This window comes from Paenibacillus sp. Marseille-Q7038 (genome assembly GCF_965111595.1).
The window spans coordinates 1,863,443-1,880,787 of the sequence record NZ_CBCOOM010000001.1; the positions used below are offsets into that span (position 1 = coordinate 1,863,443).

Below are 17,345 nucleotides of genomic sequence, written 5' to 3' on the forward strand. Positions count from 1 at the left end.
AAGTCAATTTCATACAAATTACTGTTAATCCTAATTAAACAGCAGATCAAGCACTTTTTCATTCGCCTTCCGATTCATTCCTTTATAAGGGTAGCAGTGAATATGAATCGCAGGATTAAAGTTGATTTCGATAACGCTGTAATTAGAGTCTGTCGCTTGAACATAAACATCATCAATCATCATATCAACTCCGCAGATCGTAGCACCGGCAGCATTCGCCGATTGAATTGCAATCCGCATATAGCTTTCATCTACCTCATCCGTAAAATCGATGCTATCTCCACCCGTGCTGATATTCGAGTTTTCTCTTAGGTATACGACTTCCCCTTTTGCAGGAATATCGTACCACCCTTTATTATGATTCTTCAGGAACATCTCTTCTGAATCTCCGAGCTGGATCTTCTCCAAAGGTGTCTTATATCCTCGTCCCCGGAGTGGGTCTTTATTCTTCTCATGAACTAATTCCTCTATCGTATGAATACCGTCTCCGACGACATTTGCAGGAACGCGGTGCAGCACCCCAACAACCTCGTCCCCCATCACAAGAAAACGATATTCTTTCCCTGTCATGAATTCTTCAAGAAGAACAGTTCGGTCATGCGCAAAAGCGATCTCGAAAGCTTTATCCATGTCTTCTCTTGAATAATCTTCGTTAAAAATAGTGATACCGAGTCCAAAATTGGTCGATTTCGGCTTAATCACGATGGGTTTACCTCGGTACATTTCATACGATTGTTTCGCTTCCTCTAAACTTTGAAACACTTCGCCGGACGGAACACGTATACCATGCTGAGATAGTACAGCCTTAGTAACGACCTTATTTTCCATTATTAACACTGTGCTATACGAGTCTAACGAGGTCTTAGTCGCTTGCTTCACGTATTCCTTATGATTCCCTTTTGTTAGTACAACAAAGTTTTCTTCTCGGTCGAGTAGTTCAAACTTTATCCCGCGTTTTACCGCTGCTTTTAGAAGCAGTTGAGTAGATAGTTCAAGATCCTCATATCCAGAAAAACGATATCCGGTTGAAACACTCTGCTCCGCATACTCTTTGGCTTTTTCAAGATGATACGTAAGGTACGAACATTTTTGGATTTCAGACTTCACGATCGAAGCAGCACTAAGTTCTGGATGCCTAATTTTTCGTTTTGCATTCTCTAGAATCTGTACATACATCTCTTTCTTAGGGAACAAAAGAGCCACCATCTCTTCCATTTCATCTATGCAAGTGAGCGCAGTCTCTTTCATCCATTTATTACTGTCCTCTACATCATGTAAATGACCATCCAACCCATTTGTAATTAACTGATCATGATTCAAATCAGCCATTTCTTGATCCTGCTCGCTAAACGGCTCGTCCTTCTTCAGCAACATAAAGATCAAGAACAAATGAATAAGTCTAAGGGTTTCGATGCTAATCCCATTCTTATGAAGCGGGTTTAAATCAATAAATCGCAGTTCCAAATAAGCGACTCCCTCTTCCAGAAGTTCTTGCAGCGGATCTACGCCTGTTGCCGTTTTGATACGAACCGGGCTATAAAATTCTTTTACACTCAGTAATTCACCTTTCTGAATCAACTCATTTAGATCATGGACATAATCCTTAGCAGAATCATAAGAAACCCTCATCGGTTTTGTATTTCGGTAGCCACATGAACTATTTCGCAGTGAGTTCATATTGGGAAAATAATAGCTTTCGTTATCATCGGAATGTCCTGTTGCTACACAAATATCCATATAGGTCTTATCAAACACAGGGCTTGCCCCCGTTAAATAGATCAGCATCCAGCGGTACCGAAGCATGTTACGTGCTACTTTGAAGTAAACTGCATCTTTATATAATTTGTATTCTTCGCTGCCGCCTTCGATTTGGTGCAATTTGCGGAGAAAACGTTCTTCAAACGAAAAGTTATAATGAATTCCGCTAAGCAGCTGGCGTTTCCGCCCATATTTATCTGCTAGCTCATGACGATATTCATCCGCAATTGGATCGTTCATTTGCGCGATCGGAATTTCATTTTCTTTTGGCAGCATAGGGGGATTACTGCTCGGCCACAAATATTCCCCCTTCTCCATTAATTCGTGAGAAATGATATCTTGCAGTGCTTCTAAAAAATAGTAAGCTTCCTCTATTGATTTAAAAGTGGGAGTAATCATTTCCATTTGGCTTTCCGAAAAATCGGTTTGAATATAAGGGTGCTCCAGCTTATTACCAAAAGCTTCAGGATGAGGAGTTAAGGCAAGTTTTCCCTCTTGATTTACCCTTACATTCTCTTTCTCTAGTCCAAATCGACCGTGGAGCAACTCTTCTTGTAAGGAATGTTCTCTTATTGTTTGCATGAATTTATGATCTAGTAATCTCATGAATGTACCTTCCTTCTTGTTTTAGATCACTGTTTGTGGAACCGCCATTCTGCGTAAAGTTCTTCTAAACCAAAAGACGAGAACCAAACCTTTAAATACACTGCTTAGTGCAATTGCCATCCATATCCCATTTAAACCGAAAGGTTCCGACAAAATCATAGCAAGCGGTATTCTTAGTGCTGTAAAAGTGATACTAAAAAGCGGCGGAATATGCGTTTTGCCTATTCCATTAAATGCACCCACCGTCATAAGTTCGAGACACATAAACAATTGAGAATAACCTAAGATTCGCATATAATCCGCTCCGAGAGCTAGACTCTTCGCATCTGATAAAAATAAAGAAAACAGTTGTTGCGGAAAAAGTATAAAAATAAGAGAAATAACAATCCCAAATCCAGAAGTCAGTGAAAGTGCCTTGGCATAACCCTCATGGATACGATCCATCCGACGAGCTCCATAGTTTTGACCGAAAAAGGCCGCAATCGCACCTTGTAAACCTCCAATCGTCATATAAGAGATCGATTCGATTTGGATGCCTACTTTTTGAACAGCAATAGCTTCCGCTCCGAAACGAACAATTAATTTCGCAATAATAATCGAAATGATCGTAAAAGTAACGCGTTGGATCGTGATCGGTACCCCCATGCGCATGACTTCTTTTAAAAGCTGAGTATTCCATGCAAGCGAAATGGTAACCAGATTAGAATGACGAGTCTGCAAGAAAAATAACAGGGTCACAACAATATTCGCTGTCAATGTCGCTATAGCAGCCCCTGCAACCCCCCAACCTTCAAAACTCCCGAAACCGAAGATGAGGAATGGGTCTAGGACAATATTCAAAAGGAGTCCAATCGTATAAATTCGAAATGGTTGTTTACTGTTCCCCATTGCATTTAATATCGTTGCATATAACGTATTCAGTATAGAAAAGACAGTCCCTAAAATAGAGATGAGTAGAAACTGCTTTGCCATTCGTTCCACTTCACTACTTCCTAGATCAAAGAAACCAATCAGCTGGTCCTGAGTAAGAAAAACAAAAATCATATACAGTACACTTAATAAAACGGACATCACAAATCCATTTTTCACATAAGAGTTAGCTTTGTCTTCCTGACCCGCTCCCATACAATGAGATACTTTGATCCCGGTACCTATCGTAATTAAGGTTGATAAAGCAATGGCTAAATTAATAAAAAAACTGGCTGTACCAATCGCTGCAACGGGACCGCTACCAAGTCTTCCAACCCAGATCATATCCACAAGTCCATAAGTGGTGGAGATGAAATTCGTCGCAACAATAGGAAGCGCTAATTTCATTAATGTTGACATAATCGGACCTTGAGTTAAATCGTTTGTACCTTTCATTCCTATGTATCTCCTTCCTCCAAGTATAAAAAACCGATCACAAGGATCGGCAAAACAAAACGATTTCATTTCTTTACGCGAAAATGAGAGGTTACGAAAATCATTACTTCCCTCTCTACATACAGCATAGGAGATGAGCATATAATTACATATTTATATTACGATTTGCATTATCAAGAATACCACAAGAAAAAAGCTTCTTCAATTGAAGAAGCTGACCTACTAATCAATCAGATTAGCACCCATCATAAGACCCGTATCCCCAGGATCCTGCAAAGATATTTCCGAGATCGCCCAATATTCAGGGTCACCTGCTTTCACAATAGTGAGGACTGCTTTCCCATAATCTATAGTCCCATCTGCAGGTACGACCAGCGGATAGGCAAATGAAATTTGTACTTTGTCTGCTGACAAGGTTTTTAAATCCATCTTCGTTACCGTTCCCATATGCGGACTCGATCCGCCTGTAACCCAGGAATGATCTTCAAATTCTTGTTTGGTTTTTTTCTGCAATTCTGAAGTCATCACTGCATACTGAGTTGGACCGCTTCTACGCTGAACTCCGCGAATCCATGTATTTGCTGCTTCTTCCGGTGTTGTTGCAACAAGCCCCCTCATCAGACCATCTACCTGTCTAGCTAAATGAGTTGCTTCTGGAAGGGTAATATAAATACCGTGGTCTTTGTATGTCACTTCTCCTTTAAACAGTTGCACCATGGTGCGTAAAGAAATCATCGCCGTACCTTTTTCGATTTTTAATTTTCCATAGGAATTTGCATATTCCTCGTTATTAATATAAATCTGTGGCAAGGATGTCATAGCGACAGCAGAACCGGATATCAATAGAAAAGCGGAACATGTCACTATCATGACCTTACATCGTTTTTTCATGTCGCATCATTCTCCTGGTATAATTTGTCATATACACATAGTAACATGATCATTTCTATGAAAGTTACATTCAGATGACATTTAGTTTACGTGTTTTACAAGTAAAAAGCCGCCAAATTGGCAGCTAGTATCATAAGCTCTTGTCCCTATAAGAACATCATTAGTAGAATGTATTTACTCCTGTGATAGCTATTTTTGTCCTCTACTTATAACCAATGCCCTCATAGTAGTAACCTAATGACTTCATGCTCTCTGCGTCAAGCATATTCCGTCCATCAAAAAGATTGGGCTGTTTCATTTGCTGATATAATGATTTCCAGTCTAGTTCTTGGAACATTGTCCATTCGGTACATATGAATACTACATCTGCCTCTTTAAATACATCTTCAGCCATAGGAACAACGGTCAGATGTTCATGCGAGAAACCAGCGGGTAGTTTAGCGATTGGGTCATATAGATGAACGATGGCTTGTTGATCGAGTAAGTCCTGAATCAAACGAAGTGCCGGAGCTTCACGGATATCATCTGTGTCAGGTTTAAATGCTAAACCTAGTACAGCCACCTTTTTCCCTGCAAAATCTCCGAGCCTATTCTTTGCTTTATCAAGCAAGTATACATATTGGCTTTTATTTACGTTGACCACTTGTTCTAGTATCTGTAGTTTCATTCCTAACTCTTCTGCCGTTTGTTGTAAAGCAGATACATCCTTAGGAAAACAGGATCCTCCGTAGCCGATACCAGCTTGCAAGAATCTTGAGCCAATTCTGAGATCGAGACCCATGCCTTTGGCTACCTCTTTGATATCTACACTCAGTCGATCACTTAACCTGGAAAGTTCATTCATATAAGAAATTTTGGTGGCAAGGAATGCATTGGAGGCATATTTAATAAGTTCGGCCGTTCGCGGGGTAGTTTCAATCATTTCACATTTCATGGAGGAATACAGCTTCTGAAGCATTTTCGCGGCTTGGTCACTTTCCGTTCCAATAACAATACGGTCAGGGTGTAACGAATCTTCCAGTGCTTTCCCCTCACGTAAAAATTCAGGGTTAGAAGCGACATCATAGAGATGTGCATGTCTATTCGATTCCGAGATCCATTCCGTAACTTTTTCTTGTGTTCCCACGGGAACGGTACTTTTATTTACAACAAGTTTATAGCCATTCATATGATAAGCCACATCTTCTGCCACCTGTTTCACATAGGATAGATCTGCACTACCGTCCGGACGTGAAGGGGTCCCAACACAAATAAAGATAACGTCATTGTTTTGGATGGCTTCTTTCTTATTCGAAGTGAATTGAAGTTGACCTGAATTATTATGCTTTACAAGCAGTTCCTTTAAGCCAGGTTCATGAAAATAGAGGATACCCTTCTGCAGCTGATCTAATTTCTGCTGATCTGTGTCTAGCCCCGTTACCTTCCATCCCATTTCGGCAAACACCAAGGCTGTGGTTGTGCCCACATACCCTGTGCCAATTACTAGTATATTCATCCTTGATCTTCTCCTTTTTGTTCGATCCCGACCCAAGCGGAACCTGAGCCAACCACCATCTTCCGAATTGGCTGAGATATTTTCTTCATATGAACATGACTGAGGAGGATACTGTCCTGAATAGTGCAGCCATTTATTGTCGAGCTCTCTCCAATCGATACATAAGGACCTATAACCGCATCTTCGATCACACTGTTTTGTTCGATGGAGACGGGTCCAAAAATGGTGCTATTCTTTACAATAACGGAGGGATGAATATAGCTCTCAGATGGCATTTCTCTCAGCATTTTTCGGTTGGCTGCAATCCATCTCTCCACTGTTCCTACATCAATACTGGGTATTTCTGTCTTGTGATAAGCTACGGGATACCCTTCCTGAATCAGCCACTGGATCGCGTCCGTGATCTCATATTCGCCTCTAGCAGATGGCTGGATCGATTCAGCCGCCTTAAATATGGATGATGAAAACGCATAAGCACCCAGAACAGCCAGATTAGATTTAGGCTCTTGCGGTTTTTCCTCTAATCTTATGATTTTCGAGTCAGCCACCTCGGCAATTCCATAATCTTGAGGACAATCTACTTCTGCTAACAATAATGAAGCATCATTCTTCTCTGTATCCACTTGATCTTTGAGGATCTGGAGTGAAGTGGAGATTAAGTTATCTCCTAATAGCAATATGAAGGAAGCCTGACCAATAAAATCCTTCGCCTGCAAGATTGCATTTGCGATCCCGGCAGGTTTGAGCTGATAGATATACGTAATATTGATATTTTGCCCGCTCATTTTTTGCACACTTTCTCTAATACTAGATTCCTGAGTAGGATGGATCACGATCCCAATCTCGGTTATGTTTTGATCAATCAATTTATCAATACATCCGTGAAGCAACGGGACGTTCGCTACAGGAATCAATGTTTTAGGATAAGAAATGGTGAACGGATATAAACGGGTTCCTTTTCCTGCACATAAAATTAGTCCTTTCAAAGGATCGTCACTCTCCTTTCAATTACTACATTCTCAGTATTCTATGAAAAATAAATAGCTTTGGATTGGATTCTCGTACCTTAAATAAGAAAGAGTCATTCGTTTAATAGGTTCTAAAAAGGCCCATTCCTTCCCAAAGCAATCGGCATAGAATGTGGAGTAGCAAGGCTTAGCTTCGGCTAGTTAAAGGAGGCGTAGTTATTTTGAAAATCATTCAAGTATCGACAAATTCACTTCCCGTTCCACCTATTGATTACGGCGGCACGCAGCGAGATGTTTATTATCTTACGGAGGAACTAGTTAATCGCGGTCATGAAGTCATTCTTTTTGCAAAAAAAGGATCGAACACTCGTGCCACGAAAACGTTTGAATATCCAACAGATAATAAAGAAGAACAACTAGAATTTATCATTAAAAACACTCCATCTGATGTAGATATCATTCATGACCACTATGGAATCGCAGCGAAATCTAATCCTCCTATTCCCACCATCCGTAATTCACATTCTAAAAGTGCAGCAGGAAGCCAAATCCCTGTGTTTGTCAGCAAAAAAATAAGAGACATCAATAAAAAAGGCTATTATGTTCATAATGGAATTCGTCTAAGTGACTACCCTTATAAAAAGAAGAAAAAAGGTTACTTACTCTTTATTGGCAGAATGATGAGCGGAAAAGGGGTCCATCTTGCGGTTGAAGTCGCACAAAAAACAGGCAAAGAGCTGATTATCGCAGGGACCTTTAATAACAATCCCAATTATGTAGAGTACTTTAATGAACAAATTAAACCTCACTAAAATGACAAGATCCGGTTTATTGGTCCTGTTGGCGGTGCTCAGAAAATGAAACTGTTATCTGAAGCAAGCTGTGTCCTATTCACTTCTACTTGGAATGAACCTTTCGGTTTAGTTCTTATTGAAGCATTAGCTTGCGGTACACCTGTACTTGCATTTAAAGCGGGGGCTATCCCTGAAGTTATGCATGGCTTACCGCAGTTACTCTGCAATAATGTGAATGAGATGGCGCGCAAAGTGAAGAGTGGCAAATCTTATCCCTCTCCAAGAACGTGCCGCTTGTATGTCAAGAAATATTATTCAGATAAAGTGATGACAGATAACTTTTTAAAACTCTACAAAAAGGTAATCAAAAAGAAAAAATATAAAGTAAGGAAAGATTCTTCGTGGAGTAAAAGAAAAGCGATTATAGATAAGGAGTTGAACAAATAATATGGCTTCCATCATCGCTTGCACTATGAGACCCGAGTTTATGGACAATATTTTCTCGAATTATGAACGGCAGGAGTGGCAGAATAAAGAACTGATTATTATCCTGAATCATGACAGTATGAGTCTCAGAAAGTGGAAGAAAAAAGCGAAAGATTATGATAATGTGCGAGTCTACAAACTCCCTGAGCGTTATACATTAGGGAAATGCCTGAATTGGGCCATTGAAAGAGCAAAGGGAACTTTTATAGCAAAATTTGATGATGACGATTATTATGGACCCCATTATTTAAAAGAATCTCTTCTTGCTTTGAAGGCAAAGAAAGCACCGATCGTTGGCAAACATTCCACTTATGTGTACTTTGAAGAAAAGAAAGCGCTCATGGAATATCGTCAAGGAAAAGAACATATGCTCGGAAGAAGACTGAAAGGCGGCACATTATTCTTCCGAAAAAGCGTATGGAAAAAAATTAAGTTTCCAGAGGATACCATCGGAGGATCTGACGCAAAATGGTTGAAAAAGTGTTACAACGCTGGGTACAAAATCTATTATGTCTCTAGTAAAAACTACGTTTGTGTTCGCAGAAAAAACATACAATCTCACACGCAAAAAAGAGCCACCAAACAATATATGAAATCTTGCGAACTTGTCGCCTACACGGATGATTTCGTCAACTTTGCTACTGCTCACATTCCTGATGATTATGAGGAGTATGCTAACCCTTTTTCTCATAAATCATCCTAACTTCTCATCTATTAGAGAATAAAGCAACCATCCTCATGGTAGGTAGAGGGCTGTCTGAAGAACTCCGTATGGGAGATCATCTCACAGCCCTCTTAGCTATGACATTTAAAATTGAAAAACCTGATTTTATTTGTGTTTTCGTATATTCTCGTATTCAATATATTTTTTTAACCAATCTATATCCTGACTTTTATATCGTTTTAACAGCGTATATTTTCGCTTTAATACGCCTTTATCCAATTTTTGCTTCGAGCGTTTAAAAATATATAGTTTATCTGGTGCGATCTCTTTCACAATTTCATGCAGAGCTTTATGCTGTGTGTGTCCGTACTCTCCTCCTTTACTATGGGTAACGATCATGTTAATCCTGGGATTTTCTTTAAGCACTTTCTCTATATCTTTCTTTAACGATTTACGATTGAAATCTCCTTCCCATTTATCTTTGTAGTCCCACATTTCATATTCAGCTCCAATGTCTTTCATTACTTTTCTGAACTCTTTGGAGCGAACTTTATTCCCGCCATTTGTTACACATATAACCTTGAAGCCCTTTTCGGCTAAAAGAAAGGCTCCTCCAAATATACTCTCGTCATCCGGATGAGCCACAATCATCAATTTATTTATCATATAGCAATCCCCCAGCTTCTTTAGATCATCTTTTGGTATATAGCGAGTAACTTATCCGTGATACCCGATATATGAAACTTGTTCTTAACAAACTCTCGTCCTGCGTCTCCCCATACAGCAGATGTTTTCTTAGAACGGAGTGCAACCCCAATTAATCGCTCAATTCTCTTTGTATCCGCCGTTTGTTTCGCTCTGTGATCTCCGAAATAATACTTCCAGGCCACATTGAAATTTTCCGGTTTTACAATACCAAAGACCCCTTTGCTGCCGATCGCAATCACTGGACGTTTACAGGACATGGCTTCAAGCGCAACTCTTCCTGTGCCTATTACTACATCGCTTATCGAGAAAAGTGAGACCGTGTCTAGTCGCTCTCCTAATATATGAATACGCTGAGCATGTTTTTTTGCAGCCAGTTTTTGTACACTACCCAGATCAGGACCACCGCCAACAATGACCACTTGTACATCCGTTTCTTTATCCATAAAACGCTGAGCCGCTCGAATAAAATTTTTACAGACATCTCCTTTTTCATCTTCTAAACGACTGACATATAGGAGCACTCTCGATTTTCTAGATATGCCAAGCTGTTCAAGAAGTTTTCTATTTTTGCTATATATAAATTGTTCTGTATTAATACCGTTCGGGACCACAATGGAGGGGATGCTTTTCTCTTCCAGCCATTTTTTCACGGGGAAACTAACACTGATTACTGTCTTGCGTTCATCACACCTTTTCATGACTCTTTTAATCAGGGAGCGAGGATAATAGGTTCCGTGAATGGTGAATATAAAAGGGATTTTAAGCTTCTTGCTGAGATGGCTGCCAAGTAATCCTGTCGTTTCGTGGTGAGCATTGATCATGTTAATCTTATGTTTTACAATCCATCTCTCCAACTTTGCCTGATTACGAATACTCGTAAAAGTAGGACAACCAATGGCTTTAAACTTTGACAGTAGACTACCTGGTTTACCTGCTACATAGACAGTAATCTTACGTCTTAACATTTCTTCTACGACAGCGGATACATAGGTCTCTGTTCCACCTACCTCGAACTTATCTATAATCATGAGTAAACGTATTGCTTCCATAGTTCTCCCTCCACTGTCTCAAAATCTATTTTATATACTATGGAAGGAAGCGAGTTTGCGTTACGGAAATACGTCTATATTCACTAGAATAGTTGATAGACATGATATTTATCATTTATCTATGTATGTATCATGATTAACTGCCTACTGACCCTTACTAATAGAGTTCTAGTAAATGAAACAAAAAAACAAAAAGCCGCCAAAATTAGGCGACTTCTACGGTATATCTCCTCTGATTATTTTAACCTTTGATTTTATCTGCTTAGTGTGTAGGCCGGTTTAGATTTTCATATTCCGTGCTTGCCTGCAAAAATGCTCCCAGTCCCTTTTGATCATTCGTAATGATCGGTTCACTAATATAGTAAGCATACGTTCCATCTCGGCGGGAACTGCCGCCAAGTCCTGCTACCTGACAATTTTTATTCAGGTTTACCCAGCCTTCTTTTGTCTCCAGAATAAATTCAGTAATCAGACCAGCATAGGCCTGATCTAATACGTTCAACCATTCCGAAGAAAGCAAATTCAGACGAAGTCCTTTGGCAATCGCGTATACAATCATACTGGAAGCGGAAGCTTCCAAATAGTTACCTTTGCGTGACCCTTCATTTACTACTTGATACCATAAACCCGTATCTGGATCCTGCACCTCACGAAGAGCGTCTAAAGTATCATTCAAGATACGTATCAGTTCCCCTCGATCTTGATGATTTGCTGGCAATAGTTCCAGAACGTCAACCAAAGCCATCACGTACCAACCAAGCGACCTTCCCCAAAAATTCGCTGATAATCCCGTTATTGGATCTGCCCATGGCTGTTCACGTTTCTCATCCCAGGCATGAAATAGGAGTCCCGTCTGTTCGTCTTTGGTATGCCGTTCACAAAGAATAAATTGCCGGGTCACATCTTCGATATCCCCATCTTGTTCAAAATTTAGCAAGTACTCTAAGTAAAAAGGCGATCCCATATATAGCCCATCCAGCCAGATCTGATGAGGGTATACTTGTTTATGCCAAAAAGCGCCTTCCGAAGTGCGCGGATGGCTGCGAAGTTGATCGCGAAGGAGAGCAGCAGCCTGCTTATATTTTTCTTCACCTGTCTCCTTGTATAGTACAAATAGGAGTTTACCATTGTTTATATGATCAATATTATATTCTTCCTGACGGTATCCTCGAATCGTACCATCATCCTGTATAAAATGATCCATATTGTCCCGAATGTACTGAAAATATGGAGCTTCACCGGTAATCTGCCACAGTTTCGCGAACCCTTTCAATATTACACCGTAATCATATGACCATTTTCCATTATAGCCTTCACCCTCATACAGCTTAGGTGTTCGTTCCATTATGGAAGCAGCCACCTTTGTTGCCCACTTATACTCTGATTGAATCAGGACCATTATTTTCTTACCTCCTATTCGTCTAATAATTCCTAATAGGCATTCATATAGATCATATTATAGCGTTTACAATTGGTAATTGATATACCATTTTCCGTATTAATCCCATTTGGAAGAGCATGATTAATGAGGATAAATATTATCAAACTCTATACCACAAGGTCCCCCATCTAGATTTATCTCCAGATCGATAGCAGAACCGTCTGCACGATAAAGAGGACGATAATGGTTACTAATATGAGTGGCGGATGCACCCACATAGTGGCAGATAAATGCGCGGCGGAATTGATCTTTTGTTTTGTTCCGGTACGAACCGTGAATAAGATTTCCATTAAAAAATAATACATCACCACGATCCATAATTGCGGGTATGGCTGTTGTATCCTTCGGTGGTTTCACATAATGCGTCGTAAAAGATTCTTTGGAATCCGCCTCTTCCGGACATACGATGTCATGCTCGCTAGTTTGGGGGACTACAAGCAGTCCGCCATTCTCAAGCGTAGCAGGATCAATGGCAGTCCAAGCTGCTATACAGTTGCCAGGCTCTACCTGCAAATAAAAATTATCTTGATGCAGTGCCTGGCCTCGGGAACCGGGTGGCTTATAATAGAACATAGTTTGCGCAGCTAGCGCTTCTTCACCATAGAGATCTTCTAGTACTTCAAGTACCGGTTTATGCAGCATGTAGGATTTGGCCGTTTCATTGAAACGATGCGTATGCATGACCCTTGGATACCGCTTCAGAGGATCGTCCGCAGCAGTCTCTAAATCAGGTTCAAAATATCCTGGAATAAATGAATTACTGATTTCTTCAAATGTATTATCAATCCGGCACAGATCTTCTTCACTAAACAGCCCTTTTACGATGATATACCCTTCCTTTTGATACAGATTCAACTGTTTGGGGGTTAGCGTTTTCAATCCTTTGTTCACGGTTATTCATCTCCTTATTAAACATACCTCATCGGTTGACAACAGCTTACATGAATCCATAATAGATAAGAAGTAGGATTCTTGCTGTAAACTGCATGGATTCTGCTAACGATCTCGAGTTAGGAGGACAGTGCATGGCTCCTCAATATCGAACTGTGAATTATACAGCTACGCGTTATGGAGATATTCTGAGCGGACATTTTAACGAAGATGACACCTATAGTCACAGCCGCCCCAAGGGAATGGGAGACTGGCTCATGGTATACACACTCGAAGGGGAAGGATATTTTCACACCCCTGAAGGGAGTAAGCATATCCAAGCAGGAGAACTTGGATTACTACGCGCCGACACTCCTCATGAATATGGTACAGTGAAAGACAGTCGCTGGAACTTTATTTGGGTTCATTTTCATAAACTCATGGAAATCAGTTACTTGCCTCAGGAAGAGTTTCTTATCGTACCGATCGCGGAGGGATATACACAGCAACGAGTTCTCGATGGATTGGACCATATCCTCTATCATGTAAGGGAGCGATCCGATTATTGGTATGCTTTATGTGAAAATACAATTCGAGAGATTATCTTGCTGCTCGCACAGCAATTACATAGAAAGCACGACCCGCGGATCATTCTTACGCTGCAAAATCTATCTCACTCCATGAATAGCGAGATACGAATTCAAGATTTAGCCGATGCCGCCGGCTTATCTTCTTCAAGACTGTCTCATCTTTTTAAGGAAGAAATGGGGGAAAGTATGATAGAACATGTAAATCGAATGAGGATCAAGCAGGCTGCCATCTATATGGAATATATGGGGAGAACGGCAACCGAAGCAGCACATGCTGTAGGATTTAATAACTATAATCATTTTGCGAATCTGTTTCGTAGAATCATAGGAGTAAGTCCAGCAAAGTTTAGAAAAGGTAAAGGATGAAATGACAGTCATATATTGACTGTTGGATTATAAAAAAAAAAAGTGTGGTTTGTATATGAATACGGTTAGCCAAGAGATCAAGGATTTGTCCATTAAATCCTTGGATTCAACGATGAATAAACTTTCAAATGCTTATCAAAGTATGACAGAAAAAGGTTCAAGTACAACGCTTGTCAAAAAGAGACTAAACGCAGTGAAGATTGGTTTGGAAAGCCTAAAAGGTAGTTGGAATGGAGAGGATTTTAGCTATAGTGAAGAAATCATATTGACATCTAAAGAAGTCCTACAAGGTATCCTTCCATCTATCGAAAAACAAATAGCAAAAGCAAAAGAAGGCAGTTCTCAAAAAACAGTAAATGAGCGACGCTTAACTGCACTTCTACTGGCAATCGAATCTTTAGAGAAGCGGCTTAGATAAAACGCAGACAAAAATAAAAGCTAGCACCCATAAATAACACCGGTGTTAGCTTTCGTTTTCCTCTAGTTCCGTCGTTAGTCCACCTTTGCTCCATGAGAAAGTGTGAATAATACCGCCTGATCCGTGTCCATTCGCACGCCTGCAATGCTCCACGTTTTGAAATCCACGCCTTGCATCGCGGCTCCTCTTAGGTCAACCCCCTGCATGTTCGCTTTAGCTAATACTGCCATTGTTAAATCACTATTTCTTAAATCGGCTTTTTCCAGATTGGCTCCTGACAAGTCAGCTTCATAAAACTTAACTCCTCGCAGGTCCTGTTTATTAAGCCGGGAATGTCTTAGATTCGTATATGACCAATCCCCTTCGACGATCGTGATGCCATCAATATCTACACCTGATAAATCGGAGCCCGTCATTTTACATTGTTCAAATTTCGAAACATAAAGATTAGCTCCTTTAAAGTTGCAATTCTCAAATGCACTTTCTTTATGAATGGAACCGTTCAGAGATGCTCCACGAAAATCACACTCCATAAATCGGCAGTTGCTGGACGTGATCTCTTCTAATGAACCGTTCATGAATGAACAACGATAAAATGTACAGCTGATGAGTTCTCCATACCGCAGATCTTGAGTACTAAAATTAACTTCTTCGTAATGTTGATTGCTATGTTGAAACATGTGATGCCTCCTATGAATGGGTAGTAGTTATAGTATAACAAACGGCTGTCAAGCACCTGTACCACTCAGAGTAAATGTCAAGAATTTTATTTTCATTTACATATTATAAAAAGTTCATATTATAAAAAGAGCAGAAAAAATTACTCCTTCTACTCCCCCGCCTTACGAAGCAGCTCTCGTATCCATTCCATCTCGCCTCTCACCTGAGCGATGGATAGTTGTAACACTTCATACCTGTACATATCACGAACATGTTTCTTTTGCCATTTCGTAAGATCTGCTTCGAGTAATTCCAGATCTTTTTTTCTCATATTCAAGATTCGAAGCTGGTTTTCTTTCGAAATTCGCTGAAAAAGAGATACCCGAATCAAAAACTCAATTTGATGCTTCGACTCTTTATCCGAAAAAGCATTTATTAAATCAGTAATCTTGCTTCGACCAGAATCCGTAATTTCATATACATATTGATTGGGTCTCCCATTTTGTTCATTAATCTTCTTCGTAACAAAACCTTGCTCTGTAAAACGCCGCAACGTCGGATATAGCATATTGTGATTGACATCCGTTAAATATCCTAAATCATTCTGTATTTCTTTTTTGATCTCGTATCCATATTTCGGAGATTCTTCAATCTGCATTAATATAAGTAGTTCGATGTACATGAACGCTTCCCTTTCATTAATTACTGTTGTATCTGAATTATGCCTTGTTATCGAAACAACCGCTAGTCTTAATTCAATCAGAATTCGACATATTTTTAATAGGTACTAGACTTTAAGCCATGGGTCGTTGGGATGTATCACCAATTTACTCTCATATGTTAAAATAACATATGTTAACTTAACATAACTTGCCAGTAAGGAACATAACATCGAATTCAAAAAACAGAGGAGGATACGACATGAAAAATGAAATCATCTCCTTAGAGGAAATTACTCAATTTGAATCACCTAGTGAAGAATTTAACCCATACGAATGGTATAAGAACAAACTAGAAAATGAACCGGTAAGCTTTAATGAAGCAACGAATACTTGGAACGTATATCGGTATAAAGATGTAAAAAAAGTGCTTAGTGATTATGAACATTTCTCTAGTGTTAGAACGCGTACAACCATTAGCGTTGGAGCAGATAACGATGAAGGAAAACATATGGGAAAAGTGAATCTAATGTCCGATCCTCCTGAACACAGAAAGAGCCGTTCTTTACTTTCTGCTGCTTTTACTCCGCGCAGTTTAAAATTATGGGAGCCGCGGATTCATGAAATTGTGAATGGGCTTCTCAGTGATATAGAAGAAAATGAAGTCATTGATATTGTTAAAGATTTTGCCAGCGCCCTTCCTACCATAGTGATTGCCGATCTGCTAGGTGTCCCTTCCAAAGACCGTGAGTTATTCCAAAACTGGGTATACGATTTATTCCTTCCCATTCCAAAAGAGAATGCAGAAAAGATAAATGAATTAAAACGTGAAGCTGCTAAGGAATACTATAATTATCTCTTCCCTTATATTGTACAAAAACGATCAAATCTAGCGGACGACATCATATCTGATCTGATCCAAGCTGAAGTAGACGGGGAACGTCTAACGGATGACGAGATTGTAAGAATGACGATGTTTATTCTCGGTGCCGGCATCGAAACAACGAGCCATTTACTCGCGAACACGTTTTACTCTTTTCTATATGACAATGATCAAATATACGAAGAAGTCCGAGCAAATCGTGAATTGCTGCCTAACACAGTAGAAGAAATGCTCCGTTTCCGGTTTAACATTGCGAAAATGGACCGGACTGTCAAACAGGATAACAACTTGTTAGGCGTTCCCTTAAAGAAAGGTGATGTCGTCGTTGCTTGGATGAGCGCAGCGAACATGGATGAAGAAGTATTCAGCAACCCGTTTACTTTAGACATTCACCGTTCCAACAACAAGCAGCATTTAACTTTCGGCAATGGACCTCATTTTTGCTTGGGTGCTCCTCTCGCCCGGCTTGAAGCGAATATAGGGATCGGGTTATTCATGGATAAATTCTCGCGAATTGAACCCATGCCTGGCTTTAAGCTTGAAGATCATTTAACTCCTGCTGCGACGGGACAAACCTTAATTTCCCTCCCTGTTCGTGTATATAAATAGTTCTTTTTTTAAAAAAGGTACACAATAAAAGAAGATCGCCTATGAATGAGCTTAAAGCTGATTCA

Annotated in this window: 17 protein-coding genes; 6 read left to right on the forward strand and 11 right to left on the reverse strand. The window is 39.9% G+C overall.

Going from position 1 to position 17,345, the window contains the following annotated elements; all coding sequences use genetic code 11:
• Window positions 1–30 precede the first annotated feature (30 nt).
• The 5 genes from gshAB to ACWPWY_RS08900 form a co-directional block, all read right to left on the reverse strand.
• Window positions 31–2,364, reverse strand: a complete 2,334-nt coding sequence (gene gshAB / locus ACWPWY_RS08880; RefSeq protein WP_454191347.1) for a bifunctional glutamate--cysteine ligase GshA/glutathione synthetase GshB — start codon at window positions 2,362–2,364, stop codon at window positions 31–33.
• 21 nt (window positions 2,365–2,385) lie between these two features.
• A complete protein-coding gene (locus tag ACWPWY_RS08885; RefSeq protein ID WP_454191348.1) occupies window positions 2,386–3,729 on the reverse strand; it encodes an MATE family efflux transporter in 1,344 nt (447 codons plus the stop codon).
• Window positions 3,730–3,951: 222 nt separating this feature from the next.
• Window positions 3,952–4,620 (reverse strand): hypothetical protein, encoded by a 669-nt coding sequence (locus ACWPWY_RS08890; protein WP_454191349.1) that lies wholly within the window; start codon window positions 4,618–4,620, stop codon window positions 3,952–3,954.
• Between the two features lie 202 nt (window positions 4,621–4,822).
• On the reverse strand, window positions 4,823–6,115 hold the full coding sequence (locus ACWPWY_RS08895; protein WP_454191350.1) for a UDP-glucose dehydrogenase family protein: 1,293 nt from the start codon (window positions 6,113–6,115) through the stop codon (window positions 4,823–4,825).
• Window positions 6,112–7,101 (reverse strand): sugar phosphate nucleotidyltransferase, encoded by a 990-nt coding sequence (locus tag ACWPWY_RS08900; RefSeq protein ID WP_454191351.1) that lies wholly within the window; start codon window positions 7,099–7,101, stop codon window positions 6,112–6,114. The genes ACWPWY_RS08895 and ACWPWY_RS08900 overlap by 4 nt, the downstream gene beginning before the upstream one ends.
• Window positions 7,102–7,304: 203 nt before the next feature.
• On the opposite strand from ACWPWY_RS08900, the gene ACWPWY_RS08905 reads away from it, so the two are divergent.
• From ACWPWY_RS08905 to ACWPWY_RS08915, 3 genes are read left to right on the forward strand one after another with little or no spacing between them, the layout of a single operon-like run.
• Window positions 7,305–7,895: a hypothetical protein gene (locus ACWPWY_RS08905; RefSeq protein WP_454191352.1), complete on the forward strand. Its 591-nt coding sequence runs from the start codon at window positions 7,305–7,307 to the stop codon at window positions 7,893–7,895.
• A 9-nt stretch (window positions 7,896–7,904) separates the two neighbouring features.
• Complete coding sequence (locus tag ACWPWY_RS08910; RefSeq protein ID WP_454192840.1) at window positions 7,905–8,324, forward strand: glycosyltransferase; 420 nt, start codon at window positions 7,905–7,907, stop codon at window positions 8,322–8,324.
• 1 nt (window position 8,325) lies between these two features.
• Window positions 8,326–9,066, forward strand: coding sequence for a glycosyltransferase (locus ACWPWY_RS08915; RefSeq protein ID WP_454191353.1), 741 nt, complete (start codon window positions 8,326–8,328; stop codon window positions 9,064–9,066).
• A 126-nt stretch (window positions 9,067–9,192) separates the two neighbouring features.
• Here ACWPWY_RS08915 and ACWPWY_RS08920 read toward each other — a convergent pair whose 3' ends face one another.
• The 4 genes from ACWPWY_RS08920 to ACWPWY_RS08935 all read right to left on the reverse strand — a co-directional run bounded on the left by ACWPWY_RS08920 (window position 9,193) and on the right by ACWPWY_RS08935 (window position 13,116).
• A complete protein-coding gene (locus tag ACWPWY_RS08920; protein WP_454191354.1) occupies window positions 9,193–9,693 on the reverse strand; it encodes a PIG-L family deacetylase in 501 nt (166 codons plus the stop codon).
• Between the two features lie 20 nt (window positions 9,694–9,713).
• Window positions 9,714–10,784: a glycosyltransferase gene (locus tag ACWPWY_RS08925; protein ID WP_454191355.1), complete on the reverse strand. Its 1,071-nt coding sequence runs from the start codon at window positions 10,782–10,784 to the stop codon at window positions 9,714–9,716.
• Window positions 10,785–11,046: 262 nt separating this feature from the next.
• Window positions 11,047–12,183: a glycoside hydrolase family 88/105 protein gene (locus ACWPWY_RS08930; RefSeq protein ID WP_454191356.1), complete on the reverse strand. Its 1,137-nt coding sequence runs from the start codon at window positions 12,181–12,183 to the stop codon at window positions 11,047–11,049.
• A gap of 123 nt (window positions 12,184–12,306) precedes the next feature.
• On the reverse strand, window positions 12,307–13,116 hold the full coding sequence (locus ACWPWY_RS08935; protein ID WP_454191357.1) for a phytanoyl-CoA dioxygenase family protein: 810 nt from the start codon (window positions 13,114–13,116) through the stop codon (window positions 12,307–12,309).
• 134 nt (window positions 13,117–13,250) lie between these two features.
• Here ACWPWY_RS08935 and ACWPWY_RS08940 point away from each other — a divergent pair, with 134 nt between their 5' ends.
• Window positions 13,251–14,051, forward strand: coding sequence for a helix-turn-helix domain-containing protein (locus tag ACWPWY_RS08940; protein WP_454191358.1), 801 nt, complete (start codon window positions 13,251–13,253; stop codon window positions 14,049–14,051).
• A 55-nt stretch (window positions 14,052–14,106) separates the two neighbouring features.
• On the forward strand, window positions 14,107–14,469 hold the full coding sequence (locus ACWPWY_RS08945; protein WP_454191359.1) for a hypothetical protein: 363 nt from the start codon (window positions 14,107–14,109) through the stop codon (window positions 14,467–14,469).
• A gap of 74 nt (window positions 14,470–14,543) precedes the next feature.
• On the opposite strand, the gene ACWPWY_RS08950 is transcribed toward ACWPWY_RS08945, so the two are convergent.
• Together ACWPWY_RS08950 and ACWPWY_RS08955 are read right to left on the reverse strand one after the other, a co-directional pair.
• Window positions 14,544–15,149: a pentapeptide repeat-containing protein gene (locus ACWPWY_RS08950; protein ID WP_454191360.1), complete on the reverse strand. Its 606-nt coding sequence runs from the start codon at window positions 15,147–15,149 to the stop codon at window positions 14,544–14,546.
• A gap of 149 nt (window positions 15,150–15,298) precedes the next feature.
• Complete coding sequence (locus ACWPWY_RS08955; RefSeq protein WP_454191361.1) at window positions 15,299–15,811, reverse strand: PadR family transcriptional regulator; 513 nt, start codon at window positions 15,809–15,811, stop codon at window positions 15,299–15,301.
• Between the two features lie 239 nt (window positions 15,812–16,050).
• On the opposite strand from ACWPWY_RS08955, the gene ACWPWY_RS08960 reads away from it, so the two are divergent.
• Complete coding sequence (locus ACWPWY_RS08960; protein ID WP_454191362.1) at window positions 16,051–17,280, forward strand: cytochrome P450; 1,230 nt, start codon at window positions 16,051–16,053, stop codon at window positions 17,278–17,280.
• The last annotated feature ends 65 nt before the right edge of the window (window positions 17,281–17,345 follow it).